Source organism: Novosphingobium sp. BL-S-33, from assembly GCF_056857025.1.
The window spans coordinates 2,284,739-2,311,410 of the sequence record NZ_CM166474.1; the positions used below are offsets into that span (position 1 = coordinate 2,284,739).

Genomic DNA, 26,672 nt, shown 5'->3' on the forward strand with positions numbered 1-26,672 from the left:
CGTGGCCGCGATAGGCAGCGGCTTGCGCACGGGCTAGGGTATGGGAAATCGTGTCGGTCAAAGCTCCGGCGCAAGAACGAAAACGAGTGGAGGATGCGTGGGTAAGACGATCGTGATCACTGGCGCCGGTGCCGGCCTCGGCCGCGCGCTCGCAAGGCGTTTCGCCAGTGAAGGGGAAACCGTGATCCTGCTGGGGCGCACGCTGTCCAAGGTGCAGGAACTGGCCGACGAGATCGGCGGCACTGCCATGGCGGTGGAATGCGACGTCGCTTCGGCCGATTCCGTCCGCAAGGCCTTCGCGACGATTGCCGAAAAGCACCCGAAGATCGACGTGCTGATCAACAACGCCGCGATCTACGAGCCGTTCACCGTGGCAGAGGCGACCGACGCGCAGATCGACGGCATCATCGCCACCAATCTCAACGGCCCGATCTATTGCTGCCGCGCCGCAATCCCGATGCTGGAAAAGGGCGGACAGATCATCAATGTGGGCAGCGAATCCATCGCCGTGCCTTTCGTAATGCTCTCGCTTTACCAGACCACCAAGGCGGCGATCGAACGCTTTACCGAAGCGCTGGTCGAGGAACTCGAACCCGCCGGCATTCGTGTCACCACCGTGCGCGCCGGGCCGATGTACGAGGCCGGCAAGACGGCGCCCGGCTGGGATCCCGATGCCGCCATGCGTTTCCATCAGGGCTGTGCCGCCAATGGCATCGACCTGCGCACACGTCCGATCTCGCAGACCGAGAACGTGACCGGCGTGTTCCGCTCGGTGCTGGATCTGCCGGCAGACGTGCGCGTGACCCACGTCTCGGTCGGAGCGCGGCACCCATGAGCGACGCCCAAATCCTGCAAGACCCCATTCCCGCCAAGGATCAGACGATGACCACTCTTCCCGAAGCCAAGCTTTATATCGACGGCCAACTGCGCGGCGCCAGCAATGGCGGCACTTTCGACGTCATCAGCCCCTGGACCGGTGAGCCGGTGGGCAAGGCCGCTGACGCCACCGCCGACGATGTGAACGCGGCCATCGCCGCCGCCCGCCGCGCGTTCGACGAGACCGACTGGTCGACCAACATCGAGAAGCGCGTGGCGCTGGTGAAGAAGTATCGCGAGCTGTTCGAAGCCGCTCGTCCGCGCCTCGGCGAACTCGCCATCTACGAAGCCGGTGCGGCGCAGGGTGCGGTCGGTCGCGCCCATGTCGATATGGCGCTCAACGGCTGGGACGATTACATGGCCGTGTTCGACAAGGTGGAGTGGGAGAAGGACTATGGCGAAAAGCCGGCCTTCGGCATGATCCACAAGCGCGTCGGCGTGCGTGAGGCGGTCGGCGTGGTGGGGGCGATCACCCCTTGGAACGTGCCGCTCTACGTCAACATCGGCAAGATGGTCGCCGCGTTGCTCGCGGGCTGCACCGTGATCCTCAAGCCCGCGCCGGATACGCCCGGCATGGGCGCGATCTTCGGCGAACTCGCAAAGGAAGCGGGCTTCCCCGACGGCGTCATCAACGTCGTATTCGGTGCCGATCCGGCGCTGGCGGGTGAAATGCTCGTCACCGACCCGCGCGTGGACCTGATCTCGTTTACGGGCTCCACTGGCGTCGGCAAGCGTATCATGGAGCAGGGCGCGGCCACTCTGAAGCGCGTGTTCCTCGAACTCGGCGGTAAGTCGGCCAAGATCGTGCTCGACGATGCTCCGAACTTCGCGATGGAAGTGGGCATGGCGATGCTCGTGTTCCACGCCGGTCAGGGCTGCGCCGTGCAGTCGCGCCTGCTGGTTCCCAAGAGCCGTTACGAGGAAGCCAAGGCCATCCTCAAGGGCGCTTACGGCAACTTCGGCGACAACTGGGGCGATATCGAGAACCCGGCGCATATCATGGGCCCGGTGATCTCGAAGCGTCAGATGGAGCGCGTAAAGAGCTACATCGACCTCGGCCAGGAAGAGGGCGCCACGCTGCTCGCCGGCGGCCAGATCCGTCCCGACAAGGGCGGCGGCTATTTTGTCGAGCCGACCTGCTTCGTGGATGTCACCAACGACATGCGCATCGCCCAGGAGGAAATCTTCGGCCCCGTACTGGTCGTCATCCCCTACGAGGACGACGAGGACGCCATCCGGATTGCCAACGCCAGCTCCTACGGCCTTTCGGGCGGCGTATCGGGCGATCTCAATCGGGCGATCAATATCGCCAAGCGCGTGCGCACCGGTTCGATGAGCGTCAACAACGGCATGTGCATTGCCGGCGACATTCCCTTCGGCGGCTACAAGGCAAGCGGCATGGGACGCGAATGGGGTGTCGAAGGCATCGAGGAATTCACCGACGTCAAGATCCTCGCCTGGCCGGTCGGCCAGGCGGCGGCCTGACGAACGCAGTTCGGACGAGGCTTTTCTGGTAAGCGACACCGGAGAAGTGACACCCGAGCCCGATGGCGGCGGGGAGGAACCGGTTATTCCGGCCATCCCGCCGTACCTCGCGTCCGCGGTCACCGATGCTGGAGCGGCGATCAGCCACAATCTTCATGGCCAGAGGATGGGCCGCAAGGGACGCGTCACGCGTGAGCGGATCCTTGCGGCGGCCATCGAACTTGTCGAGAAGACCGACGAGCCGGTAACGCTGGGTGCTGTTGCGCGCACGGTCGGCCTCGGGATGACGTCGATCTACAATTACTTCACCGACTTCACCGAACTGCTGCTTGCAGTGCTGGAGCCGGTGATGGGCACTGCGCACGAGGAGTATTTCGCGCTCGTCCGTGATTATTGGTCCGACGACGAGCTGGAGGCGCGCTCCACGGAATTCGTGCGTTCCTATCACGATTTCTGGGCGCGCCACACCGGCCTGTTGCACTTGCGTAACTCGTTGGCGGATCAGTTCGACGTGCGCATCATGCACCAGCGCGTCAATTCGACGCGGCCGCTGATCGGCCTTTTCGTCGCGCAAATGGATCCGCGCGGTGCGTTGGGCGACACGGCAGTGTTGATGGCGACGACCTTGATGACGGGCATCGAACGCTCGATCACGCTGGCGACCGACCGGCGTTTGCAGCGCATTCTCGGCACGCTGCCGGGGCGGCGCGAGGAAAATCTGGTGGAAATCAATGCGCGGCTGATGGAATTGGCGATCCGCGATACGCGGGAGCGGGCTGCCCGGTAAACGAGCAGGAGGCGGACGTATATCGCCCGCCTCCGGTTCGTCAGGTCAAGCCGTCGCCCACCCGATTGGAAAATGCTCTAGTTTTGTGATCGCGCCATGACTTCCGCGCCCGCTTTCCATATGCGGTATCGGACCTGAACGTCGTTGGGTGCGAAGATCACCAGCGGCAGGCGGCTGTTGTAGCGCAGCAGCGGTTCGTCGGAACTGCGCACGAATTGTCTGGTCTTGGCGGTATTCGGGCAGGCCATGAGAGTGCTGGCAGGTTGTCCGACGGACGTGACGACATGATAGTCATATCCCCAGCCTTTCACCGTGCGAGCCTCCATCCGGGAGGAGAACATCGCGCGGTTGCAGTCGACCAGCATCGATCGGCCTATGATCACGCCGACTTTCAGCGCATTCTCATCGGCGGCATGCGGCAGGAAGATGACCCAACGGGTCTGACCGGCGGGCGCACGCGGAAATGCGGCCAGTTCCTGCTGCGGGGTGCGCTGCGCCACGACTGGGCTCGCTGCCGTGAGAGTGCTGCCGACCAAAGTCAGGGCGAGGAGGAGCCGATGCCCTCCACCGGCAGGACGAACGTTCGAGCTGTTTGAGGCACTGTGAAATCCCATCGCGGCATCCTCCCGTGCAAGTGGCATCGCGCTGCGGTCTCGGCGGACTCGTCCTCGCCAGCGAAGATCGCTTTCCGATGGCCTATTCATGCGCCGATCCGGCACGCAGGTCTATCCCCCAAGAAACAAGAGGAATTCGAACGCCACAGCTTCAAATTTGGAGGCGCGATGGAAGCATGGCTTCCCGTCGGTGGAGGGGAGGGGAGGGGAGCTGCGCCGGTGGCGCGTATCTGTGCCGGGATCCGCATCCGGAAACAGGCAAGTGATATGACTCCGGCAGAGCACGCTGCACTTCCGTTTCCGGAGGATGGCGCGTGCTCTGCCGTGTCGAAATTACTTCTTCTTGCCGCCCACGCCCTTCAGATACTCTTCCATGCCCCGAATGTAGTCGGGGTTGAGCATCAGAGCGCTGTTGGCCATGCGTTCGACATGGCGTGCGGAATCGCGCCCGACTTCGGCGCAGAGTTCGATGGCGACCTTGGCCGCGCCCATCTGTTCCGGGTTCTGCTTCGCCAGATGACGGCAGAAATCCATGACGTCCGCTTCGAACGTCTCGTCCTCATAGACCTGGTGGACCAGCCCCATGGTGAAGGCCATGTCGGCCGAAGCAGGTTTGTTCGCCATAATCAGCCAGCGCGCCCAATGCGGCCCGCAGATCCGCGTGAGGCGCGAGACGCCGCCCGATGCCGGAAGCACGCCGAACAGGCCTTCGGGGAAGGCATAGGCAGCGCTCTTGGCGGCAAGGCGGAAGTCGCACGAGAGGCTCATTTCCAGCCCGCCGCCCACGCACATGGCATGATGCGCGACGACGAAGGGCTTCTCGATATGCTCGATCTCGTCCCAGAGTTGCTGCATGTTGTTGAGGTTGAGCCGGTGGTTCTCGCGAATGCCGCGCGCGCTGCCGCCGGTGGATACGGGCGAGACGATGTTCTGGTTGCCCCCGCGCAAGTCTGCGCCCGAGCTGAAATAGCGCCCCGCCGAGCGGATCAGCATGACTTTCAGTTCAGGCGTTTCGCGAAAGCGCAGCACGGCCTCGGTTAACAGATCCATCATCTGGCGGCTGATCGCGTTGAGCTTGTCCGGCCGATTCAGCGTGACGATCAGGATGCCGTCCTGATCTTCGGTCAGCAGGTGCGGTGCTTCTTCGGTCATCGTATGCCCTTCAATTTCGCGCATCAGTTCCGCGACCGCGGCAGGCCGAGGCCCTTTTCGGCAATCATCGAGCGGTGCACCTGGCTGGTGCCGCCGTAAATGGTCGTCCCATGGGCATGGCGATAGGCGAGGTTGAGCGCATTCGCCGCGCCCTTGCGCTTGGCCAGCGAATAGGGCGCCGTCAGATCGAGCAGGTCACGCGAGTCGGTGATGAACAACTCGGACGAGAACATCTTCGCCATCGGGCCATAGGCACCGTTGCCCTTGCCGTGGACCTGCGTCCAGTTGGCGCGGTAGGCGATCATCTCGGACGCGAGCACATTGGCGTAAGTGCGCGCCAGCCGTGCCTGCGCCTTGGGTGTGTCGATTAGCTTGCCGCCGCCTGCCACGGGGATTTCCTCGCAGAGTTCGACCGCGTTTTCCAGCATCGCGCGCTGCACCTTGGCGAAGCCGCCGCCGTGTTCGAGTTCGAGGCTGGCCGCCATGGTCCGGCCGCCGGCATTGATCTCGCCCAGGCGCCAGGTGTCGGGAATACGCACGTTGTCGTAGAAGGTGATGTTGGTGCGCTCGTCCATGAAGGTGTGGACGGCCTGCACGGTGACGCCCTCTGCCTTCAGCGGCACGATGAACATCGTCAGCCCCTTGTGCTTGGCAGCGTCCGGATCGGTGCGGCAGAGCATCAGCACATAGTCGGTCAGGTTGGCACCGCTGGTCCACATCTTGGTGCCGTCGATCCGCCAGGATCCATCCTCAAGCTGGGTAGCCTTGCACTGCGCGGCGAACACGTCCGAGCCGCAGCCCGGTTCCGAATAGCCCAGCGAGCAGATCGCATCGCCCGCCATGACCTTGGACAGCACGTCGCGCTTCAGTTCCTCGGTACCGAAGCGGTACATGATGAGGGCCACCATCTGCGCAACATTGGCGACCGGATTGTTCCAGCCTTCTTCCTCGAAAGCAGAGCGCGCGCCCGTTACCGCGTAAGGGCTGAGGCCGCGCCCGCCGACATCCTTGGGAAGCTGGAGGTAGGCAAGGTTCGCCTCGACCAGTTGCTTGTGGATGACCGGGTTGTGGCCTTCCCACGAGAAGTGGAACTTCTCGCGCTGTTCGTCGGTGACGTTCTTGGCGAAGAATTCGTGGATTTCCTGCTGGATTGCGCGGGCATCCTCGCCAAGGTCGAATTCGACCGGCACTTCACCCACGTCGGGGAGGCAGGTCGCCTCGCCCGCGTAAAGGCGGCGTCCGGCTTCGGCCAGCCAGTCTTCGGGGTCGCCCGCAACGAGCGGCCATGCCTTGGCGCGCAAGTTGTAGAGGTGGACGTCATGTTCGGTGGTTAGGCCGATGCCGCCGAAAGTCTGCACCGCGTGGCGCACCGTGCGGCCCGCAGCGCCTGCCGCGTACCACGCCGCCAGCGAAATCTGCGCGCCGGCTTCGGCATCGCCGTCGGCGATCGAGCGCATGGCCTTCCACGCCAGGAACTTGGCGGAATCGATCTCGCAGATGAGGTCCGCCATCGGGTGCGACAACGCCTGGAACGTGCCGATGAACACGCCGAACGCCTTGCGTTCGCCGGCATATTCCGCCGCCGTGGCAAGCGCCGCGCGGCTGAGGCCGGACAGGGCCAGCGCCATCAGCAGCTTCCACTCCTCAAGGCCGCTGGCGAACGTGGCGAGAGCGGCCTCACCGCTGCTCAGAACGGTTGTCGGCAGGGCGGCCAGATCGAGTTCCGCAATGGCCGTGGTTGCGAGGGTCGGCTCGGCAATGCGGGCTTCCGCGGGCACCGAGACGAGCACGACATCGTTGCCCTTGCGTGCAATGACTGCCTCGGCAACCAGACCGCCTGCGACCCACTGCTTCGGGAACTGCGCGATGTCCTGCATGGCCACGGTTACCACCGCTTCGCCGCCGACGGCGCTTGCAAGGAGGTCTTCCTGACCGCCCAGCAGGCCCAGCAGGCGCGTGGCCACCAGCGCTTCGGCCAGCGGGCCGGAGGCGAGCGTGCGCCCGGCCTCTTCCATCAGCAGGCCCGCGTCGAACAGGCCCAGGCCCATGCCGTCCGCCTCTTCGGGAACGCGCATCGCAAAGGCGCCCAGTTCGGCAAGGCCTGCCCACATCTCGGCGTCGAAACCGCCGTTCTCCTGCGCCTTGCGTACGCGCGCCGAACTTGAATTCTCGTCAAGAAAGCGCGCGAAAGTCTCGCGCATCATGGACTGTTCGTCGGTGAGGTCGAAGTTCATGTTTCAGGCTTTCCCCGGGGCTTTTTCTTGTGACGTTTCCCCGTCCTCATCATACCTCGCCGCCCTGTTCAATCACCGCCCCTCCGCAATCGCAGGCGCGATAGCTCGGCATGAGTGCTGGCCGGTCGGGGAGGGGAGGCGTAGCTTCTCAAACCAAGGCGCCGAAGATGCGCCCGCCGGGGACCTATCCGGCCCGGCAACGAATGGGAGTGCCGAAATGGAAATGAACGACATGGTGCTGATCAGTGTCGACGATCACATCAGCGAACCGCCAGACCTGTTTCAGAACCACCTCTCGGGTGCTGCGTTGGAAAGCGCGCCGAAGCTCGTGCAGGACGAGCATGGCAAGGACCTGTGGACCTATCAGGGCATGAAATTCCCCTCGGTGGGCCTTAATGCCGTCGTCGGCCGTCCTTTCGAGGAATACGGCATGGAGCCGACCTCGCTCGATCAGCTGCGCGCCGGTTGCTATGACGTGCATGAGCGCATCAAGGACATGGACGTCAACGGCATCGCATCGTCGCTGAACTTCGGTTCGGTGTTCGACTTTGCCGGTGGCCGCCTTCACCGCGTGCCTGATCGCGAACTCGCGAAAATGCACGTAAGCGCTTATAACGACTGGCATATCGATGAGTGGTGCGGCGCCTATCCGGGCCGTTTCATCCCCTGTGCGATCCTGCCGACCTGGGACATGGACGCGACCATCGCCGAGCTGAAGCGCGTGTCGGCCAAGGGCTGCCACACTGTCTCGATCAGCGAGAACCCGACCTGCCAGGGCCTGCCGAGCATCCACAACGCCTATTGGGACCCGTTCTACAAGGCGATCAACGATCTCGACATGACGATCTGCATCCACATCGGCGGCGGCAATCCCGCGCCCCATGCCTCGATGGAGACGCCGATCGAGGCGTGGATCTCGACGATGCCGATGTCGATCGCCTATGCCGCGTCGGACTGGCTCCAGCTTGAGGCGCTGCACCAGTATCCGGACATGCGCATCGCGCTTTCGGAAGGTTCGATTGGGTGGGTGCCCTACTTCACCGAGCGCGCGGATTTCTCGAACTGGCGGCACAAGGCCTGGACCAACTCGCGCTTCCAGAAGATGAAGCCGAGCGAAATGTTCAAGCGGCACTTCCTCAACTGCTTCATCGACGATGCCTTCGGCCTCCAGAACATCCAGTTCATCGGTGAGGACAACATCGCCTACGAATGCGACTATCCGCACTCCGATACGCTGTGGCCGGAAGTGCCGGAGCACCTCTGGCCCTCGATCAACCATCTGACCGAAGCGCAGATCGACAAGATCACGCACAAGAACGCGATGCGCTGGTTCCGCTTCGATCCGTTCCAGCACTACACGCGCGAGGAACTGACCGTTGGCGCGCTGCGTGAGCGGGCGAAGGCGGAAAACGTCGATACCAGCCCCAAGTCCTCGCAGGGCGAGCGGCCGGTCGAGGAAGGCGATACCCGTCCTGTGACTTCGGGCGACATCATGAAGATGTTCATGCGCCACGAAGATACAGACCGGACCAAGCGGATGCAGAAGCAGGAAGCCTGAAACGAAAATGGGCCCCGCGAGAGATCTCGCGGGGCCCGTTCCGTAACGGTGTGCGACCCGTTCAGGATTTGTTGGATTATGCGGCGTGCGGCAGCAGCTGTTCCGGCTCCGCGAACTGGACGGGGTCGGGCAGGCACTTGCGCATGGCGTCGCTCAGCGACTGAAGCAGGGCTTCGGGGTTCACCTTGTCGTCCTTGCCGTAGATCAGGCTGATGACGAGCGGGTGGCCTTCGGGCTGGCGCGGGACAAGGCCGCAGAGCGCTTCGGCGCCGCTGCCGAAACCGGCCGGACCGAACACATGGCGCGGATCGCGGCAGGCGTCGATGCGCGTCATCATGTCGGCGAACGTGAACTTGTTCAGCTCGTCCGCTTCGGCGTTGAGGCGGCGGACCATACCTTCGCAGCGCTGGCGCGTGACGGTCGAGAGCATCAGCCAACCGGCAGCGCTTTGTGCCAGCGGTTCCTTGATACCGCCCGAAAGCTCACGCGTTGCGGCGAGTGCGCGGGGGCCATGGCGCCAGTTTACGATCTGCACGTCGAGGCCGACCATCGCATGGAGCGCGACCGAAAGGCCGGTTTGGGCGACCAGACGGTCCATCAGGCGCACGATGCGGCCGTCACGCACCAGTTCAGGCTGGCCCGAAGTGCCGATCAGCGCGGCGCGTGGCGTGAGGCTGTAGGCACGCGAATAGGGATCCTTATGGAGGAGGCCGAGTTCGACGAGGCTCGACAGCAGTTCCGACGTGCTCGACTGCGGGCGATTGTAGCGGCGAACGATGTCCATGACGGTCGCTTCGCGGTGGGCATCGTCGAAATATTCAAGCACCTCGATCACGCGGCGTGCGATCTTGGCCTTGTTCGATGACGTGGACTTTCCAGGCATGAGGTCTCTCCTCCCTCAAGGGTGGTTATTGGGTGAACTCACTTCTCTCCCGAGTCGGCTGTCAGAAAACTGAGCCCAACTCGTTTTTTGCTAAGCTTGGTTATCATTGCAGAAGGACGTCCGCAATAGGCTTCGCGCAGACGATTAATTGCGCGCACGCGCTTCTGTGGGAAACATCGCTAAATTCCGCGGTTTTTCGTCATCTGCGCTTCGGCAAGGCGTGATATTCGTGGGCCGGGCTGGTCAATCGCGCGGGCGGCGGCCATGAATTGGCGTGGGCCAAGTCACTGGCCGGAAGGGAATTGCCCAGGAATGCGGCCCGAGGATTTGACATTTCCCGCAGCCGAAATCGCTGAAATTGCGGGGGCCGAGGCGCCGATCGCCTTCGTGGACCTCGCGCGCGAATCGCGTGATGGGGTGCCGATTGCTCTGCCGCCATGCCCGGTGATCGGCATCGGGCCGCGTGAGCATCCCTTGTCGGCGCGACTCGATGCCGTGCTCGAACCGCGTTTTGATGCATCGCAGTTGGTGGTGGGCGCCATGGCCCAGCCGCTCGCCGCCATGGTCGTCACGCAATTGCTGCGCGCCCTGCCGTCATTGCCCGTCGCCGAGGCGCTGACCATGGAGTCGCTGGCCTATGCGACCTTGCAGGGAAGCGAAGCACATCGGCGCTGGATCGCAGCGCGCGAGAGGGCGGCCAGTGCGGAGGGCGCGGTGCTGTTGTCCCGTGAGGACGACATACTCGCGATTACCCTCGACCGTCCTGCGGCCGGGAATGCGATAGACCGCGTCACGCGCGATGCGCTGCATGAGGCCTTCGCGCTGGCCAATGTCGATACGACGATTTCTCGTGTCGTGCTGCGGGCCAAGGGCAAGGCCTTCAGCCTTGGCGCCGAGCTTGCGGAATTCGGTACTACGGCGGACCCGGCCGAGGCGCATCGGATTCGCTGCCTGACGCTGCCCGGACGCGAGGCGGCGCAATGCAGCGACCGATTCGAGGCCCAGGTGGACGGGGCCTGCATCGGCGCGGGACTGGAATTGGCGGCCTTCGCCTCACGCATCGTCGCTACACGGCGTTCGTGGTTTCAATTGCCCGAACTGGCGATGGGCATTCTGCCCGGCGCTGGTGGATGCGTGTCGCTGAGTCGCCGGATCGGGCGGCAGCGCACATTGCTCATGATACTTTCAGGCCGCCGCCTCACGGCGCGCGAGGCGTTGAATTGGAGGCTCGTCGATGCGCTGGTGGACGAGTTGCCCTGAAACCAACGTGGCGCGGACATCCGCGCTTTTCAGCCGTTCGCGAGCGTCCCGCCAGGGTCTGTCGAGCACGCAAAGGTCTGCTACTTCGCCCACCGCAATTCGGCGCTGGCGTGAAAGATCGAGCGGATCGGCAAGGTAGAGCGCGAGCGCCTGTTCGGGTGTCAGCGCTTCATCGGGATTGAACGGCGTGCCTTCGCGCGTGTTGCGCAGCACGGAGGCGCGCATCGCCGCCCACGGGTCCGGGCTGCCGTAAGGCGCATCGCTGCCGCCCGCTAGAATGATTCCGGCCTCGCGCAGTGTGCGCAGGCGGTAAAGGTCGGGCTGGTATTGGGCTTCGACATCGCGGAGATAACGCTCGCCGCGCTCATGGACGAAATGCGGCTGGACGCAGGCCCAAAGGCCGAGCGCGGCCATGCGCGCGGCCAGTTCGGGCGAAACGATCGAGGCATGTTCGATGCGGTCGCCGTGCTGGGCGCCAACGACTTCGAACAGCGCAAGCGTGAAGACGAGTTCGACTTCGGTCACACAGTGAACTGCGACTCCACGCTTTTGCGCATGCGCCTCGGCGATCCACGCGCATGTCGCGTCGAAATCGGGAAGCGCGGCCTCGTGCAGGTGCAGCTTGGCCGGGCCAAGCCGCCAGCCATGTTGCGGCGCATCGACAAGCGAAAGTCGGCCCGCGATCACGGCGTGCAGGGCAAGATGTCCGCACTCTGCCTGCTGTGCAAAATGATGCGCCATCACCGCATCGTTGCGCGGCGACATGTCGGTAAGGCCGGTCACGCCGCAGCGGGCAAGGTCTGCGCTCGCTTGCGAGAAATCGGGCGGGGTGCCGGCGAGTGCCTGTTGTAGCCAGGCGTCTTCGTCGAAAAGGCGCCCGGTAAAGCGGTCACCATCGCGTTCCAGGCCCGGTGGTGGGGTATTTTCGGCCAGCAGTTCGTCAAGCGCGGCGCTGTTGAGCAGCCACATGCGGCCGGTACGATGTTGCAGGCGGGCCGGGCGATGCTGCACCAAGGTATCGAGCACCGACGCATCGGGCAGCGTGCCTTCCAGCACGCTCTCGCAGAATCCGAAACCGCGCAGCCAGCCTGAGCCGGGCTGCGTCAGCGCTCTGGCCAGATCGTCGCGATCGCGCACGGCAGGCGAGCCGCAGTCAACCGAAGCGGCGCGCACTGCCAGCGCAGCAAGGTGGATATGGTGGTCGTGAAGGCCCGGCAGAAGAACACCGCCTTTTGCCTCGATAACGGGTTCACCGGGGCGCTGGGTGAGGGCACCTATGGCGGAGATGACATCGCCTTCGATGCGCAAATCGGCCAAGCCGTGACCGTGAATTTCCGCGCTTCGGATCAGCATGATGCCAGTGCAGGCAGATAGTGCGCAGTGTCGGCGCCTAGGGCGCGGACGGGCGCTTGCGTCGCGCGGCGTTCGAGCGCGGGGAAGCGCCGGCCGAGGCCCGCTCCCCAACCGCGCAGTTCGGCTTCGAGCAAGGCGGCGTCGAAGGCCCGTTCCTCGGCCAGTGCAATGGCTGTGATTGCGCTCATGGACAGACCGATGCGCTGTGCTTCGCCGCTGCGCAAGGCTTTCAGCGCCTCGCGCGCACTGGTGATGCCGGTGAGCGGGTCGGCAATCGCGTCCCCTACATAGCCCGGCTCGCCCGTCACATCCGCGAGCGCCCGGGAGAGGCCGCCAGCAACGCCGCAGTCATTGCCGATGCCGACCCAGTTGGCAGCCTCGCCCCGCGCGCCGTGGCCCGTGACCGTGAGCCAGACGAGGCCCGGAATCTCGCGCACCAGCGCTTCGGCATCGATGCCCAGATGCAGCAGGGCGCGCGGCCGCGCGCTTTCGATGACCACGTCCGCACGGCGGATCAGGTCGACGAGAAGCGCTTTCTCGACGTCGCTGGCGAAATCGACCAGGACGCTGGCCTTGCCTTGGTTGATAAGGTCGAAAGTCGCCGGATCGTCGCGGCGGATGAGGTCGGGCCGGGTGCGGCTTTCGACCTTCACGACGTCCATGCCGGCCTGCCAGAGCAAGTGCCCGGCCAGCGGCCCCGCCCAGATCGCAGACATGTCGATGACGAGCGGGCGGCGCTGTGCAGTCCGCTCGCGGCGCGGACCGCGTGCGATCACCTCCACGGGCGGAGATGTGGGAATTTCGTCGAGCAGGGCGACCGGAAGGCCCAGCATGCGCCCGCGTTCGAGCAGTTCGGCGCCATTGCCGCGCAGCACGGATGCCGCAATCGCGGTGCTGTCATGCACATCCAACCCGGCATCGCCGAACAGGGCGGGCAGCAGCTCGCGATCGATTTCCCGGATCAGGGTGAGCGCGAACCAGTTGCCGTCACGCGTCGGCATGAGGCGGCTGCCGCCAAGCCCGGCCGAGATGCGTCCCGCTATCCGATAATCGCCGTGCGCCGCGCGCTCGCCGAGCAGCGTGGCGCCTGACAAACGCGGCAGTCCGAAATCGCGGGCAAGCGCGTCCAGTTGCCGGTCGGCCCAGCGAGCCAGTGGGATCGCCGGGCCGGGGGTATCATCGTCAGCCGGCAAGGACATCCTTGACCTTGCGGCGCAGAAGCTTGCCCATTTCGTTGTAGGGCAGCTCGGCGACAAAGACGACTTTCTCGGGCACGCGCGAGGAACGCAGGCGGGCGCGGATGAGGTCCTTGAGCTCGGTTTCGCAGGGGAGGGCATGGCCCTCGCGCGTAACGATGGCAACGCCGACCGACTCGCCCCATTCGACCGAGGGGATCGCGCAGGCGCAGGCGTCGGCGACGGCCGGATGCGTGAGCAGCACGTCCTCGATCTCGCCCGGCGACATATTCTCCCCGCCGCGCACGATCACGTCATCGGCACGGCCGGAGAGGAACAGATAGCCGTCCTCGTCCATGAAACCGGCATCGCGGGTCGGGAACCAGCCCTCGGAATCGAGCGCGCTCTTTTCCTTGTACTCACCCGAAACCTGCTCGCCGCGCACATAGATCTCGCCCGCTTCGCCGGCAGGCAGAGCCTCGCCGTTTTCGCCGCGAATCTCGATCTCGACGGTCGGGATCGGTTTGCCCAGCGAGGTCAGGCGCGCGCGGACTTTGGGATCATCGGACGCCAGGGCGTCGCGGTGTTCGTCCGGGCCGAGCAGGGCGATTGTCGAGCTGGTTTCGGTGAGGCCATAGGCATTGGTGAAGCCGGCCTCGGGGAAGCGTTCCAGCGCCTTCTGGATCACTTCCAGCGGCATCTTGCCGCCGCCATAGGCGATCGCGCGGAGCGAGGAGACCTCGCCGCTGGCGCCCTTTTCCATGGCGTCGATGATACGTGCTAGCATAGTCGGCACGACGAAGGCGTTCGTGACGGCCTCGCCGCCGACCAGCGCCAGCCAGCCTTCGGGCGAGAAGCTGGGTAGCATCACGATCTTGCGCAGCGAGTAGATCGACGAGAGCAGGGCCGAAATGCCCGCGATATGATAGGGCGGCACGACCACCAGCGCGGCGTCGGCTTCATCGGCCGAGCCGAATTCGACCGTGCCGAAAATGTAGCCGAGCAAGTTGGAGTGGCGCAGGATCGCCGCCTTCGGCGCAGCGGTGGTGCCGCTGGTGAAGAGCTGGATGGCGATCCCTTCGCCCGGATCATACTCGCGCGCATCGTCGTCGGGCACGGTTTCCTGTGCCTTGAGGACGAATTCCTCGCGCGAGAACACGGTGTGGTCGTGTTCGCCCGCCAGGCGCTGGATACGCTCCTCATCACCGATAACCAGTGCCGGCGTGATGCGGCCGAGCAGGGCGGCGAGATCAGCGTCCGGCAGGCGGTAGTTGAGCGGGCAATAGGGCACGCCGGCCAGCGCCGCGCCGAACACCGCAATCACCGCGGCCTCGCTGCTCTCGTCGAGCAGCGCGACATATTCCACCTGGCTCTGGCGGATCAGCTCGAAAGCGCCGCGTGCGGCATCGAGCAGATCGCCATAAGTCCAGCGCCGACCGTCGCAGACGAGTGCGACACGGTCGGGCGCGGCCTCGGCCGCCATTTCGAGAAGAAGCGCGATGTTCATCGGGTCAGTCCGAGGCGGGCAGCGGTTTGGCGTCCTTGGTGACAAGCGCGACGCCATCGACCGAGAGCGAACCCTTGCCGGGCTTCACGCAAAGCAGTTCGTACTTGCCGTCCGCATCGACGTAGCGCTTGCCCATCAGCGTGCCGGCCGTGAAATCGGCGGCGAGGGGAGCAGGCTCGGCGGGTTTGGCTTCGCCCATCGGCGCGCCGCCGCATTCGATCGTGCCGTCGGCGCAGCGGATCACCATAACTTCGGTGTCGCAGGTGGCGCTCTTGAGACGGGTTCCAGGCTTCATTTTCCCAATTCCTCGTAATCTGTTTTAGCGTGACCGGCAGGGTGCCTCAGGCACTCTATCTCAGGCGATGGCGCCCTTGGTCTTGAGTTCTTCGATCTTGTCCCATTCGACGCCGAATTCCATGAGAACCATCTCGGTATGTTCGGACGCCTGCGGCGAACGGGTGGTTTCCAGTGCTTCGCGATTGAACTGCACCGGGCTGCGCACCAGCTTCAGCGGTGCACCGCCGTCTGCCGCCTCAACCTCGATCAGCATGTCGTTGGCGATCGCCTGTTCGTCACCTGCCAGTTCCAGCAGGTTGAGGATCGGCGCCCACTGACCCTTCAGCGTCTTGAGGTGCTCACGCCAGTAGGCGAAGGGCTTTTCGGCAAAGGCTTCGACAAGGATGTCGCTGGCGGCCTTCGCATTTTCGATCAGGCTCAGCACGTCCTTGAAACGCGGATCGTTCGCCGCTTCGGGGCGGCCGATGTGTTCGAAGGTGTCCTGGATCAGGCCGGTGGGGCTGACCATGCACAAGTTGATGGTGCGGCCGTCAGAGGTCCAGAAGTTGCCCATGAAGGGGTTCTTCGCGCCGCCGCCGGAGCTGGGCATCGAGTTCTTGGTGATCACGCCGGTCTCAACGGCCTGCGCGATGTTCGCGCCCGACGCCCAGGCAGCCGTGCTCATCAGCGAGACGTCGAGTTCGGCGGTTTCGCCAGTCTTTTCGCGGTGGAAGAGGGCCGCCGAAATGCCGCCGGCGATGAACATGCCGCCGATCGAATCGCCGAATGCGGGCATGCCCTGAGAGAGCGGGCCGGGCAGTTCGGGCGGAGTCATGCAGTCCGCGATGCCGCTGCGCGACCAGAACGCGGTGCCGTCGAAACCGCCCTTTTCGCGTTCGGGGCCCTTGTCACCCCAGGCGCTGCCACGGGCATAGATGATGTTCGGGTTCGCGGCGCGGATGTGCTCGATATCGAAGCGGTTCTTCTGGCGGACCTGCGGCAGGTAATTCGTGAGGAACACGTCGCACTGCTTGGCCAGTTCATAGAGCAGTTCCTGCCCTTCCGCGGTCGACAGGTCGATGCCGACGCTGCGCTTGCCGCGGTTGGGATGTTCGAACAGGGTGTGGCGCAGCGGATCGAGCTGCACGCCGCCCATGTTGAGGAATCCGCGCTGGGTATCGCCGCGCACGGGGTGTTCGATCTTGATGACGTCCGCACCCCAGTCGGCCAGAATTGCACCGGCTGCGGGCGTGAACGTGAACTGTGCCACTTCAAGGACGCGCACGCCCTGCATGACCTTTGTCGGCATCTGACAGTCCCCAGTTTTATCTTGCGTTTTATCGTATCGGTCAGGGTGCGAAAGGCGGGTTTTCGCCGGTCGCACCGGTTGGTTTCGATTTGCGCGCAAAGGTGGCCCGGAGCAACACCGCAGCCCATCGTGGCGACGATCAAGCCCCGGATTCGCTGGTGCGATCATTGCATGCTGCGCTGCGGCAACGCCGCTACCCCCGAGAAACTGCGCGGGAGCGATGGTTGCGAAAATAGTTTGTGCGGTTGCGGCAATCGCAATTGACACCTAGGTACGGAATTACTAACCTAGGTGAGTAAATCGCGGGGACCGACCCGCTTCAGATTTGGAGAGTTCCTCATGAAGAAGTTCGTTGCCCTTGCCGCCGTCGCCTCGATCGCCGCTTTCGCTGTCCCGGCTGTCGCTGAAACCACCCAGTCGGTTCGCGCCGTGACCGAAGAAGCTGCTGCTCCGGTCGACCTGAGCGCCGGCAAGATGCTCTATGCCGCCAACGGCACCCGCATTGCCCCGATCTACCGCGTTGCTGCCGATGGTAACCCGCAGGTTATCCTCAACGGCCGTCTGATCACCGTTCCGGCTACCAGCCTGACCGATGCCCAGGGCAAGCTCACCACCTCGCTGACGAAGAAGGACCTCGCTTCGGCGAAGTAAGTCTTCCGACTGCCACGAAAAAGAGAGGGCGGCACTTCGGTGCCGCCCTTTTTTTGTTTGTGTAGTCCAGTGTGGAGCAGAACCGGGTGGCAACCCGGCGCTTACCCCCGGCTGACGTTGTCGTAGATGCGGCTGAGATAGTCGCGAAGCTGCCCCACTTCCTCGTCGGAGAAGCCGTGGAACATGCGTGCTTCCGCTTCGGAGGCGATCAGGCCGAGCTTGTCGAGCAGTGGCCGCGCGGCCTCGGTCAGATAGACCGAGCGGGCCCGCCGGTCATCGCGCCGGTCCCGCCGTTCGAGCAGTCCTTCCGTGCACAGTCGGTCGATCAGCCGGCCTGCCGAAGCTTCCGACATTTCGAGATATTCGGCGATGGTGCGCTGGGTCGAACCCGGATAGCGCGCCACCACCGCAATCATCGCCCACTGTGAGCGCGTGACGTTCAATTCGGTAACAAGCCGATCGAATTTGTTGCGCTGGAGGCGCGCAATCACCGTCATGCGCAGGCTCACCTGGCGGCGGGGGCTTTCGTCCTTGTCGTTCAGAATATCGACAAATCGCCCGCTCAGCTTGTCTTCCGCCTCGGTGGCCAACACGTATCTCCTTGGTTCAAATTCGTTCGATGATAATGGCGGGCGCCATGCCGCCAGCAGCGCACATGGTGATGAGCCCGTAGCGACCGCCGGTGCGTTCGAGTTCGTCAAGCGCGGTGCCGATCAGGATCGCGCCGGTCGCGCCGATGGGATGGCCTAGCGCGATCGAGCCGCCGTTGGGGTTCACCTTCGCGCGGTCGAGATCGAGGTCGCGGATCAGCTTTTCGACCACGACGGCGAAAGCCTCGTTCACTTCCCAGACGTCGATCTGGTCCTTGGTCAGTCCCGCCTTGGCCAGCACTTTCTTGGCCGCCGGCACCGGGCCGTTGAGCATGAGCGTCGGACAATCGCCGATCTCGGCCATGGCGACGATGCGTGCGCGGGGCTTGAGGCCGTGCTTCTCGGCATAGTCCTTGGACGCCAGCAGGATCGCGGAAGCGCCATCCACCACGCCCGAGGAAATGCCGACATGGTGGATCGGCTTCACATCGAGGTCGGGGTAAACCTGGTTGACCAGTTCGACGTAAGTCTTGCCGCCCGGCGCCGAGGGCATGTTGTAGAACATTTCGAATGCCGGCTTGAGCTGAGCCAGGCCTTCTGCGGTGGTGTCGGGGCGCGGGTATTCCTCATGATCGAGGATCACGTTGCCCTCATCGTCCTTCACCACGATCGTCGAGCGGTCAAAGCGGCCCTCGGCGATGGCGACGGCGGCCCGGCGCTGGCTCTCTACGCCGAACGCTTCCAGTTCTTCGCGGCTGATGCCTTCCATCGCGGCGATGGCGTCGGCGGCGATGCCCTGGTTTGTCTGCGGATGCTTGGCCTGGAGCCGGGGATTGCCCGCGCCCATGCCGGCGCTGCCGACCCCGGCTTCGCGCATCTTCATGCCATGCGCATTGGCGTAGGAAAGCATGTCCATCCCGCCCGCGACCATCAGGTCCGACATGCCTGACATGATCATTGCGGCGGCAAGGTTGGTGGCGGTGATGCTGGATCCGCAGAAGCGGTTGAGCGTGACGCCGCCGGCGCGCACGTCATAGCCGGCGTCGAGCGCGGCCATACGGCCGATATCGCCGCCCTGTAGGCCGATCGCCGCCGAAACGCCCCAGATCACGTCATCCACATCCGAGGTATCGAGCGCGTTACGCTCCTTGATAGCGGCAAGAACGGTGGCGGAGAGATGCTCAGGGTGCATCTGCGAGAGCGCGCCCTTGCCCATCTTGCCGATGGACCGGGGGGTGCGCACAGTGTCGATGATCCAGGCTTCGGTCACGATCGGATCTCCTCAAATTCCCATGTGGCGCCGGTGGTCATTTGCGGCGCCTTGGCTTGAGGTCATGCTGGCAGGTCAGGGCAATTGCAATTGGAGGGGGCTGTCCTATCGCAGCGGCGATTGCTTTCATTTGAAAGTATATCGGAGCTTACAGTCACCCCGTCAAGCATACGCAGTAAGGCCATAGATCGTGACGGCGGCGCAGGCCCGGCTTGACGGTAGCGATGCGCGGGACAAAGCAAGGGGTAGGGACAGGATAAAGGGGAAAGGCGTGGGGGCCAGCGGCCACGACGAAACATCGCAAGACGTGATAACCGGGCAGGGCGGCGCATTCGCGCCCTTGCGGGAGGGCACGTTCCGCCGGATCTGGACGGCCAGCCTGTTCTCGAATTTCGGGCAGCTTTTCCTCGGCGTCGGCGCGGCATGGGAAATGACGCGGCTCACCAGTTCGGCGGAAATGGTGGCGCTCGTGCAGAGCGCGATGATGTTGCCGCTGATGGTAGTGACACTGCCTGCGGGCGCCATCGCCGACATGTTCGACCGCCGCCGTATCGCCATGACCGGGCTTGCTTGCAGCGCATGCTGCGCTGCCGTGCTGGCGACTATCGCGTTCCTCGGCCTTGTCACGCCTTGGATATTGCTGCTGTTCTGCGCGCTGATCGGTGCGGGCGTGGCGCTCTATTCGCCGTCCTGGCAGGCCTCGATTCCCGAGCAGGTCTCGCGCGAGCATCTACCCGCCGCCGTGGCGCTGGGAACGATCAGCTACAATGTCGCGCGCAGCTTCGGGCCGGCGCTCGGGGGTCTTATCGTCGTGCTCTACGGGGCCCGTGCGGTTTTTGGCATGACCGCGCTGCTCTACCTTCCGCTGTTCTTCGCGTTCGTCATGTGGCGGAGGCGGCACGTACCTTCGCGGCTGCCGCCGGAACGGATGGACCGGGCCATGCTCGGCGGGGCGCGTTATGCGCTCCACGCCCCGGCGATCCGCACGGCGCTGCTGCGCGTGCTGGCCTTTGGGCTTTCCACTGCAACCGCTTCCGCACTGGCGCCGCTGATCGCGCGCGACCTGCTGCACGGCAATGCCGCGACTTACGGCCTTCTGCTCGGCGCGCAGGGCGTTGGCGCGGTGACGGGCGCGCTCTTCGTCAGCCGCATCCGCGAGACGATCTCGACCGAGATGGCCGTGCGCCTCTTCGCGATCGGCACCGGCGCGGCGCTGGCGGTGATCGGCTTCAGTCACGACCTCATATTGACCTGCGCGGCTTTCCTGCTAGTGGGCGCCTGCAATATCCTGACCATCGCCATGCTCAACGTCACCGTGCAGCTTTCGGCGCCGCGCTGGGTGACGGCGCGTGCGCTTTCGCTGTTCTCCTCGGCCATCACTGCCGGGATCGGCATCGGTGCCTGGTGCTGGGGGCAATTCGCGCAGCAGCAGGGCGTTGCCCACGCCATGCTCGCCTCGGGGCTGGCGGTGGCGGCAACGGCGCTGCTCGGTTTCATCCTGCCGATTGCGCGCGATACCGCCAGCGGCACGTCCGAAATGCCGCTGGGCCATGAGCCCGAGGTCGGCATGGCGCTGACGCTGCGTTCGGGGCCCGTGGTGATCGAGGTGGACTATGACGTCGATCCCGATCAGGCGCGCGAATTCTACGCGACGATGATGAAGATGCAGTCCATGCGTAAGCGAAACGGCGGATTCGCGTGGTCCATCGCGCGTGACATCGCCAATCCGTCACTCTGGACCGAACGCTATCATTGCCCGACCTGGGGCGATTACCTGCGGCTGCGCGACCGCTTTACCGAGGCCGATTACGAGATCCAGGCCGCCGCCGACGCCTTCAACCGGACGCGCCCGGCCAACCGCGTACGGCGGCAGTTGGAGCGGCCGTTCGGCTCCGTGCGCTGGAAGGCGGAATCGTACGATCCGAAACAGGAAACGGTGGGCTGGATGGCGCCCTGAGGCGTCTTTCAGTCTGTCCCCATAAGGGAATTGCCGAGGCTGACGCTCGCTGGCGTGGTGAAGCAACGAATTGCGGGAGAGAATATAATGCAGGACAAGATCTGGCGCGTGGTTCAGTGGGCCACGGGCAATGTCGGCAGCCGCGCGCTGCGCACCGTGATCGAGCATCCGCGCATGGAGCTTGTGGGCCTCTGGGTCTCGTCACCCGAGAAGGCGGGCAAGGACGCGGGCGAACTTTGCGGGCTGCCGGCTACCGGCGTGCGCGCCACGAATTCGCTGGACGATATCCTCGCGCTGGATGCCGATTGCGTGCTTTACATGCGGCAGGGCACCGATTGGGGCGAGCTTTGCGCGTTGCTGGCTTCGGGCAAGAACGTCATCACCACGCGCGGCGACTTCCACAATCCGCGCCTGATGGATGCCGACATTCGCGCGCGGGTAGAGGCGGCCTGCGCGAAAGGCGGCACTTCGGTCTACTCCACCGGATCGAGCCCGGGCTTCGTGACAGAGGCGCTGGCGATCCCGCTGCTCTCGCTGGAGCGTCGCCACGGCGTTCTGACCATCGACGAATTCGCCGACGTATCGAGCCGCGATTCGCCGGAAATGCTGTTCCAGATCATGGGCTTCGGTGCGGAAATGGCCCCGTTCGACCAGCGCCGGGCCGAGCATCTCAAGGGTGACTTCGGCAGCTCGCTCTCGCAAGTGGCCGACGCCATGGGCCTTGAGATCGATGCGATCGAGGCGTTCGGCGAACTTTCCGCAACGAAGCAGGACCTGACCATCGCGGCAGGCACTGTGCCGGCGGGTACCGTCGGGGCCATGCGCACCACGATCACCTGCCTGCACAAGGGCGAGCCGATCATGCGTTTTCGTGCCAACTGGTACGTCACCACCGATATCGAGCACGACTGGGATCTGCGGGAATCGGGCTGGCGCGTGACCACCGGCGGCGATACGCCGGTGCGGATGGACATCATGTTCCCGGTGGCGCCCGAGGACTATGCCGCCTTCACTCCGGGGCTCACCGCGCATCGTCCGGTCAATGCGATTCCGGCCGTTTGCGCGGCTGCACCGGGTATCAGGACGACCGTGGACCTGCCACAGATCATCCCGATTTTCGGCTGACTTATCGCGGCGGCTCGGAGGCGGTCGCCTGATCGCCGCCGAGTACGCGGTAGAGCGTGACGCGGTTGCTGGCGACGGCAAGCCGCGTCGCGATTTCCAGCTTGCGTGCGGTGTAGAGGCTGCGCTGGGCATCGAGGTTATCGAGCGAGCTGGCGATGCCCTGCTTGTATGTCGCCTCGGTCAGGCGCGCGGTGTCGGCGGCGGCATTGGTGTAGCTGCTGGCCGCGCGCAGGCGTTCACCGAGCGTGCCCTGATCGGCCAGCGCATCGGAAACTTCGCTGAAGGCGGTCTGGATCGACTTCTCATAGGTCGCCAACGCAGCATCGCGCTTGGCTTTCGAGACATCGACGTTGGCCAGCTTGCCGCCCGCGTTGAAGATCGTCCAGTTTGCGTCGGCGCCAGCGGTGGCCGCGAAGGCGCCCTTGCTGAAGAGCGAAGTCAGCCCGTCGCTCGCAAAGCCGAGCAGGGTGGTCAGCGAGATCGAAGGGAACAGTTCGGCCCGAGCGACACCTATGTCGGCATTGGCGGCACGTAGCTCGTACTCGGCCTCGACCACGTCGGGACGGCGCAGCAGGACCTGCGAGCTGGTGCCGGCGGGTAGCACGGCGAGCTGGGCATTGACCTCGTCGATGCCGCCGGGAAGCAGGCTCTCGTCGAAATCGGCGCCGACCAGCAGGCGGATCGCGTTCACGTCCTGCGCGAGCAGGGCGGTCTGCGCCGCAAGGTCGCCTTTGGCCGTTTCCAGGACCTGTTCGGCCTGCCTCAGGTCGGTGCGCGGTGCGACGCCGCCCTTGAGGCGCGCGGTGTTGAGCACGACCGAGTGCTGGGCGTTGTCAGCCGTGGCCTTCGCGATGTTCAGCAGGTCGCGGTCGGCACCATAGTTCGCCCAGGCCTGCGCCAGATCGGCGACGAGGCCGAGGCGGACGGTGCGGGCAGCGGCTTCGGTCGAGAGCGCCGTGTTGCGCTGGGCTTCGGTGGCGCTGGCGTATTTGCCGAAAAAGTCGATCTCGAAGCTGGAAATGCCGCCCTTGAGCGAAAGCGCGGTGGCATCGCCCGATCCGTTGACTTCGTTGCGCGTGACCGATGCGGTGGCGCCGATCGCGGGGATCTGGTCCGCCCGGGTCACGCGCACTTGCGCGCGGGCTGCGGCGAGATTGGCCGCTGCCACGCGCAAGTCGCGGTTTTCGGTGAGCGCCTGTTCGACCAGCTTTTGCAAGCGCGGGTCGCGGAAGATCTCGGTGTAGGAAACCAGCGGGAGGTTCGCCTCGCTCTGCGCAAGATAGGCATCGCCCACCGGCCACGATTGCGAGACCGGCGGCGTCGGCTGCACGTACTTCGGCGCCATCGAGCAGGCACTCAGGGCCATGGCGGGCAGGGCAAGTGCCGCCAGCTTCAGGGTGCGGGAGCGGATCATGCGGCGTCTCCCTTCGCTTCGCGGCGCTTCTGGATCTGGTGACGGACAGCGGCAAGGCCATCGCGCACGCCCCGGCGTACGAGCACGAAGAACAGCGGGATGAAGAAGATCGCCAGCAGCGTCGCGGTCAGCATGCCGCCGACCACGGCCGTACCGATGGCGATGCGGCTGTTGGCGCCTGCGCCGCTTGCCACGGCCAGCGGCAGCACGCCGAAGATGAAGGCGAAGCTGGTCATCAGGATCGGACGCAGGCGGATGCGGGCAGCTTCCAGTGCCGCTTCGATCACGCGCTTGCCCTGCTTTTCGGCCATTTCCGCGAACTCGATCATGAGAATCGCGTTCTTGGCGGCAAGGCCCATGGTCGTGAGCAGGCCGATCTGCAGATAAACGTCGTTCTCAAGCCCGCGCAGCGTGACCGCCAGAACCGCGCCCAGCAGGCCGAGCGGAATGACCATGATCACCGCGATCGGGATCGACCAGCTTTCGTAAAGCGCGGCAAGGCACAGGAACACGACCAGCAGCGACAGTGCGTAGAGCACCGGGGCCTGACCCGAGGACAGGCGCTCCTGATAGGACGAGCCCGACCATGCGACGGCGGTGCCGGGGATCTGGCTGGCCAGATCCTGCATGATCTGCATCGCCGTGCCCGAGCTGACGCCCGGCGACGGAGTGCCCGAGAATTCATAGGCCTGCAGGCCGTTGAAGCGCGAGGTCGAGCTTGGCGCGGTTGACCAGCTCTGCGTCGAGAAGGCCGAGAAGGGCGCCATCTGCCCGTTCGAACCGCGCACGAACCAGCGCGCGAGATCTTCGGGGCGCGAGCGGAACTGCGCGTCGCCCTGAACGTAGACCTTCTTCACGCGGCCCTTGTCGAGGAAGTCGTTCACGTACGTGCCGCCCCACGCCGTTTGCAGCGTGTTGTTCACGTTCGCGGCGGTGAGGCCATAGGCCGTGAGCGCGCGCGTGTTCGTGGCGATCTTCAGGGTCGAGACTTCGGGAAGGTCGCTTAGGCGCACGTTGGTCAGGCGGCTGTCGGCAGCGGCCTTGCTCAGCAGCTGGTCACGCGCCTGCTGGAACTGCGAACGGGTCATGCCCGAGCGGTTCTGAAGCTCCATGGTGAAGCCGGACGATTGACCGAGGCCGCGAATTGCGCCGGGAACCAGCGTGAAGACCTGTGCGTCGCGCAGCCCCTTGAAGGCCCCGTTGGCGCGCTGGACGATGGCATCGGCGGTGTTCTTCGAACCCGGACGCTTGTCCCAATCGACCAGCGTAATGAAGGCCTGTCCGGTGTTCTGGCCGGCCGCGCCCTGTCCGCCGCCCGAGACGGTGAACATGTTCTCGACGTTGCCCTTTTCGTACGTCGCGAAATACTGCTCGATCTTGTGCTGCACGTCTTCGGTGCGCGTGCGCGGCGAGCCTGCAGGCAGGCGCCACTGCACCATGATCGAACCCTGGTCCTCGTTGGGGAGGAAGCCGGTGGGCAGTCGGTGGAACAGGAAATACGTTGCGGCACAGGCGATCAGGAACAGCCCGAGCCAGCGCCACTTGTGCGCGACCACGTGCTCGACGCGGCGGACATAGCCGTTGGTCAGGCGCTCGAAGCCGTTGTTGAAGCCGGTGTGGAAGCGCAGCCACAAGTTCGCCAGCCACGGCACGTGGCGGTCGAACCAGGTCGGCTCTTCCTTGCCGTGGACTTTGGCCTTGAGCAGCGTTGCAGTCAGTGCGGGGCTGAGGATCAACGCCACCAGCACCGAGAGCACCATGGCAACGACGATCGTCAGCGAGAACTGGCGGTAGATCACGCCGGTCGAGCCGCCGAAGAAGGCCATCGGCAGGAACACGGCAGACAGCACCAGCGCGATGGCGATCAGCGCGACCTGGATTTCCTCCATCGACTTGATGGTCGCCTGCCGGGCGGTCATGCCCGGATTTTCCTCCAGCAATCGTTCGACGTTCTCGACGACGACGATGGCGTCGTCGACCAGCAGGCCGATCGCAAGGACAAGGCCGAACAGCGTCAGCGTGTTGATCGTGAACCCGGCGATGTAGAACACCGCAAAGGTGCCCAGCAGCACCACCGGCACGGCAATGGCCGGGATCAGCGTGGCGCGCCAGCTCTGCAGGAACACGAACATGACGATGACGACCAGCACGATCGCCTCGAACAGCGCCTTTTCGACTTCGGAGACCGACAGCTTGATGAACGCCGTGGAATCGTTGCCGTAATCGTAGGCAAGGCCATCGGGCATGCCCACGGCAAGCTGCGACATCGCCGCCTTCACGCGCTCGGCCGTCGCCAGCGCGTCGGCGCCCGGCGAAAGCGAGATCGAGATACCGGCACCGGGGTGCCCGTTGATGCGGCTGATCGTGCTGTAATTGTCCGCGCCGATCTCGACACGGGCGACGTCGCCGATCGTTACCGTCGAGCCGTCGCTGTTGGTCTTGAGCACGATGTCGCGGAACTGGTCGGCCGTTTGCAGGCGCGAACCGGCGGTGACGATGGCGTCGATCGCCTGATCCTGCGGCGCGGGGAGGCCGCCGATTTCACCTGCGGCGACTTCGGTGTTCTGCGCGGTGATCGCCGTGGTCACGTCGCTCGGCATCAGCGAGACGGCGGCCAGCTTGGCGGGATCGAGCCAGATGCGCATCGCGTGCGGCGCGCCGAACACGTTGACGTCGCCCACGCCTTCAAGGCGCGAGAGCGGGTCCTGGATGTTCGAGGTCAGGTAGTCCGAAACGTCCTGGTTCGAACGCCCGTCGGTCTCGTCGTAGACGGCCACCAGCAGCAGCTGGTCGGGGTTCGACTTGGTGACGGTAACGCCCTGGCTCTGCACCGCCTGCGGCAGGCGCGAGAGCGCGGACTGGACCTTGTTCTGGACCTGCACCTGCGCGATGTCGGGGTCGGTACCCTTGGCGAAGACCGCGCTGATCGTGGCCTGGCCACGGTTCGAGGATTGCGACGAGAAGTATAGCAGGCCGTCGATGCCGGTCAGCTGCTGCTCGATGATCTGGGTGACGCTGTTCTCGATCGTTTCGGCCGAGGCGCCGTTGTAGGTCGCGCGGATATTGACCTGCGCGGGCGCGATGTCCGGATACTGCTCGTTGGGCAGGTAAACCAGCGCGCCGGCGCCGGCCAGCATGACGATGATGGCGAGAACCCAGGCGAAGATCGGCCTGTCGATGAATATCCGGGACATGG

The 26,672-nt window shown here is 64.7% G+C and carries 21 protein-coding genes; 8 read left to right on the forward strand and 13 right to left on the reverse strand.

All coding sequences use genetic code 11. The features are described 5' to 3' along the window. Window positions 1-97: 97 nt before the first annotated feature. The 3 genes from AC1VVM_RS10655 to AC1VVM_RS10665 are packed head-to-tail and all read left to right on the forward strand — an operon-like array spanning window position 98 to window position 3,148. Window positions 98-835 carry an SDR family oxidoreductase gene (locus AC1VVM_RS10655; protein ID WP_132385111.1) on the forward strand — a complete coding sequence of 246 codons (738 nt, stop codon included), beginning with the start codon at window positions 98-100 and terminating at the stop codon, window positions 833-835. 47 nt (window positions 836-882) lie between these two features. Beyond that, entirely contained in the window at window positions 883-2,361 is a 1,479-nt protein-coding gene (locus tag AC1VVM_RS10660) for an aldehyde dehydrogenase family protein (RefSeq protein ID WP_132385743.1), read from the forward strand. A gap of 46 nt (window positions 2,362-2,407) precedes the next feature. Next, window positions 2,408-3,148 carry a TetR/AcrR family transcriptional regulator gene (locus tag AC1VVM_RS10665; protein WP_243652339.1) on the forward strand — a complete coding sequence of 247 codons (741 nt, stop codon included), beginning with the start codon at window positions 2,408-2,410 and terminating at the stop codon, window positions 3,146-3,148. 77 nt (window positions 3,149-3,225) lie between these two features. Here the strand turns inward: AC1VVM_RS10665 and eco are convergent, their stop codons facing one another. The 3 genes from eco to AC1VVM_RS10680 form a co-directional block, all read right to left on the reverse strand. Beyond that, the gene (eco, locus tag AC1VVM_RS10670; RefSeq protein ID WP_482955033.1) at window positions 3,226-3,648 is read right to left on the reverse strand and encodes a serine protease inhibitor ecotin; all 423 of its coding nucleotides are present in this window, start codon (window positions 3,646-3,648) and stop codon (window positions 3,226-3,228) included. A gap of 447 nt (window positions 3,649-4,095) precedes the next feature. Continuing rightward, window positions 4,096-4,914: an enoyl-CoA hydratase/isomerase family protein gene (locus AC1VVM_RS10675; protein WP_132385113.1), complete on the reverse strand. Its 819-nt coding sequence runs from the start codon at window positions 4,912-4,914 to the stop codon at window positions 4,096-4,098. Window positions 4,915-4,937: 23 nt separating this feature from the next. After that, entirely contained in the window at window positions 4,938-7,148 is a 2,211-nt protein-coding gene (locus AC1VVM_RS10680; RefSeq protein WP_482955034.1) for an acyl-CoA dehydrogenase family protein, read from the reverse strand. A gap of 217 nt (window positions 7,149-7,365) precedes the next feature. On the opposite strand from AC1VVM_RS10680, the gene AC1VVM_RS10685 reads away from it, so the two are divergent. After that, window positions 7,366-8,706 (forward strand): amidohydrolase family protein, encoded by a 1,341-nt coding sequence (locus AC1VVM_RS10685; protein ID WP_482903924.1) that lies wholly within the window; start codon window positions 7,366-7,368, stop codon window positions 8,704-8,706. A 76-nt stretch (window positions 8,707-8,782) separates the two neighbouring features. On the opposite strand, the gene AC1VVM_RS10690 is transcribed toward AC1VVM_RS10685, so the two are convergent. Further along, a complete protein-coding gene (locus AC1VVM_RS10690) occupies window positions 8,783-9,589 on the reverse strand; it encodes a helix-turn-helix domain-containing protein (protein ID WP_482903925.1) in 807 nt (268 codons plus the stop codon). A gap of 327 nt (window positions 9,590-9,916) precedes the next feature. Between AC1VVM_RS10690 and AC1VVM_RS10695 the strand changes: the two genes are divergently transcribed. Beyond that, entirely contained in the window at window positions 9,917-10,849 is a 933-nt protein-coding gene (locus AC1VVM_RS10695; protein ID WP_482903926.1) for an enoyl-CoA hydratase/isomerase family protein, read from the forward strand. Here AC1VVM_RS10695 and AC1VVM_RS10700 read toward each other — a convergent pair. The 5 genes from AC1VVM_RS10700 to AC1VVM_RS10720 are packed head-to-tail and all read right to left on the reverse strand — an operon-like array spanning window position 10,775 to window position 16,469. Then, window positions 10,775-12,202 (reverse strand): amidohydrolase, encoded by a 1,428-nt coding sequence (locus tag AC1VVM_RS10700; protein WP_482955035.1) that lies wholly within the window; start codon window positions 12,200-12,202, stop codon window positions 10,775-10,777. The two genes, AC1VVM_RS10695 and AC1VVM_RS10700, sit on opposite strands and share 75 nt — an antisense overlap. Continuing rightward, window positions 12,196-13,401, reverse strand: a complete 1,206-nt coding sequence (locus AC1VVM_RS10705) for a CoA transferase (protein WP_482903928.1) — start codon at window positions 13,399-13,401, stop codon at window positions 12,196-12,198. The genes AC1VVM_RS10700 and AC1VVM_RS10705 overlap by 7 nt, the downstream gene beginning before the upstream one ends. Further along, window positions 13,385-14,884, reverse strand: coding sequence for a class I adenylate-forming enzyme family protein (locus tag AC1VVM_RS10710; RefSeq protein ID WP_482903929.1), 1,500 nt, complete (start codon window positions 14,882-14,884; stop codon window positions 13,385-13,387). Before AC1VVM_RS10710 ends, AC1VVM_RS10705 begins: the two co-directional genes overlap by 17 nt. Before the next feature lie 4 nt (window positions 14,885-14,888). Further along, complete coding sequence (locus AC1VVM_RS10715) at window positions 14,889-15,179, reverse strand: hypothetical protein (RefSeq protein WP_482955036.1); 291 nt, start codon at window positions 15,177-15,179, stop codon at window positions 14,889-14,891. Between the two features lie 60 nt (window positions 15,180-15,239). Further along, window positions 15,240-16,469, reverse strand: a complete 1,230-nt coding sequence (locus AC1VVM_RS10720; protein ID WP_482903930.1) for a CaiB/BaiF CoA transferase family protein — start codon at window positions 16,467-16,469, stop codon at window positions 15,240-15,242. 339 nt (window positions 16,470-16,808) lie between these two features. Here AC1VVM_RS10720 and AC1VVM_RS10725 point away from each other — a divergent pair, with 339 nt between their 5' ends. Then, window positions 16,809-17,120: a hypothetical protein gene (locus AC1VVM_RS10725; RefSeq protein WP_132385123.1), complete on the forward strand. Its 312-nt coding sequence runs from the start codon at window positions 16,809-16,811 to the stop codon at window positions 17,118-17,120. A gap of 101 nt (window positions 17,121-17,221) precedes the next feature. On the opposite strand, the gene AC1VVM_RS10730 is transcribed toward AC1VVM_RS10725, so the two are convergent. Both AC1VVM_RS10730 and AC1VVM_RS10735 read right to left on the reverse strand, forming a co-directional pair. Beyond that, entirely contained in the window at window positions 17,222-17,710 is a 489-nt protein-coding gene (locus AC1VVM_RS10730) for a MarR family winged helix-turn-helix transcriptional regulator (RefSeq protein WP_207904600.1), read from the reverse strand. 16 nt (window positions 17,711-17,726) lie between these two features. Continuing rightward, entirely contained in the window at window positions 17,727-18,980 is a 1,254-nt protein-coding gene (locus AC1VVM_RS10735; RefSeq protein WP_482903931.1) for an acetyl-CoA C-acetyltransferase, read from the reverse strand. Between the two features lie 271 nt (window positions 18,981-19,251). Between AC1VVM_RS10735 and AC1VVM_RS10740 the strand changes: the two genes are divergently transcribed. Next, the gene (locus AC1VVM_RS10740) at window positions 19,252-20,937 is read left to right on the forward strand and encodes an MFS transporter (RefSeq protein WP_482955037.1); all 1,686 of its coding nucleotides are present in this window, start codon (window positions 19,252-19,254) and stop codon (window positions 20,935-20,937) included. Between the two features lie 87 nt (window positions 20,938-21,024). Next, a complete protein-coding gene (locus AC1VVM_RS10745) occupies window positions 21,025-22,062 on the forward strand; it encodes an NAD(P)H-dependent amine dehydrogenase family protein (protein ID WP_482955038.1) in 1,038 nt (345 codons plus the stop codon). A gap of 1 nt (window position 22,063) precedes the next feature. Here AC1VVM_RS10745 and AC1VVM_RS10750 read toward each other — a convergent pair whose 3' ends face one another. Beyond that, window positions 22,064-23,476: an efflux transporter outer membrane subunit gene (locus tag AC1VVM_RS10750; RefSeq protein ID WP_482903934.1), complete on the reverse strand. Its 1,413-nt coding sequence runs from the start codon at window positions 23,474-23,476 to the stop codon at window positions 22,064-22,066. Continuing rightward, complete coding sequence (locus AC1VVM_RS10755) at window positions 23,473-26,670, reverse strand: multidrug efflux RND transporter permease subunit (RefSeq protein ID WP_482955039.1); 3,198 nt, start codon at window positions 26,668-26,670, stop codon at window positions 23,473-23,475. The genes AC1VVM_RS10750 and AC1VVM_RS10755 overlap by 4 nt, the downstream gene beginning before the upstream one ends. Between the last annotated feature and the right edge of the window lie 2 nt (window positions 26,671-26,672).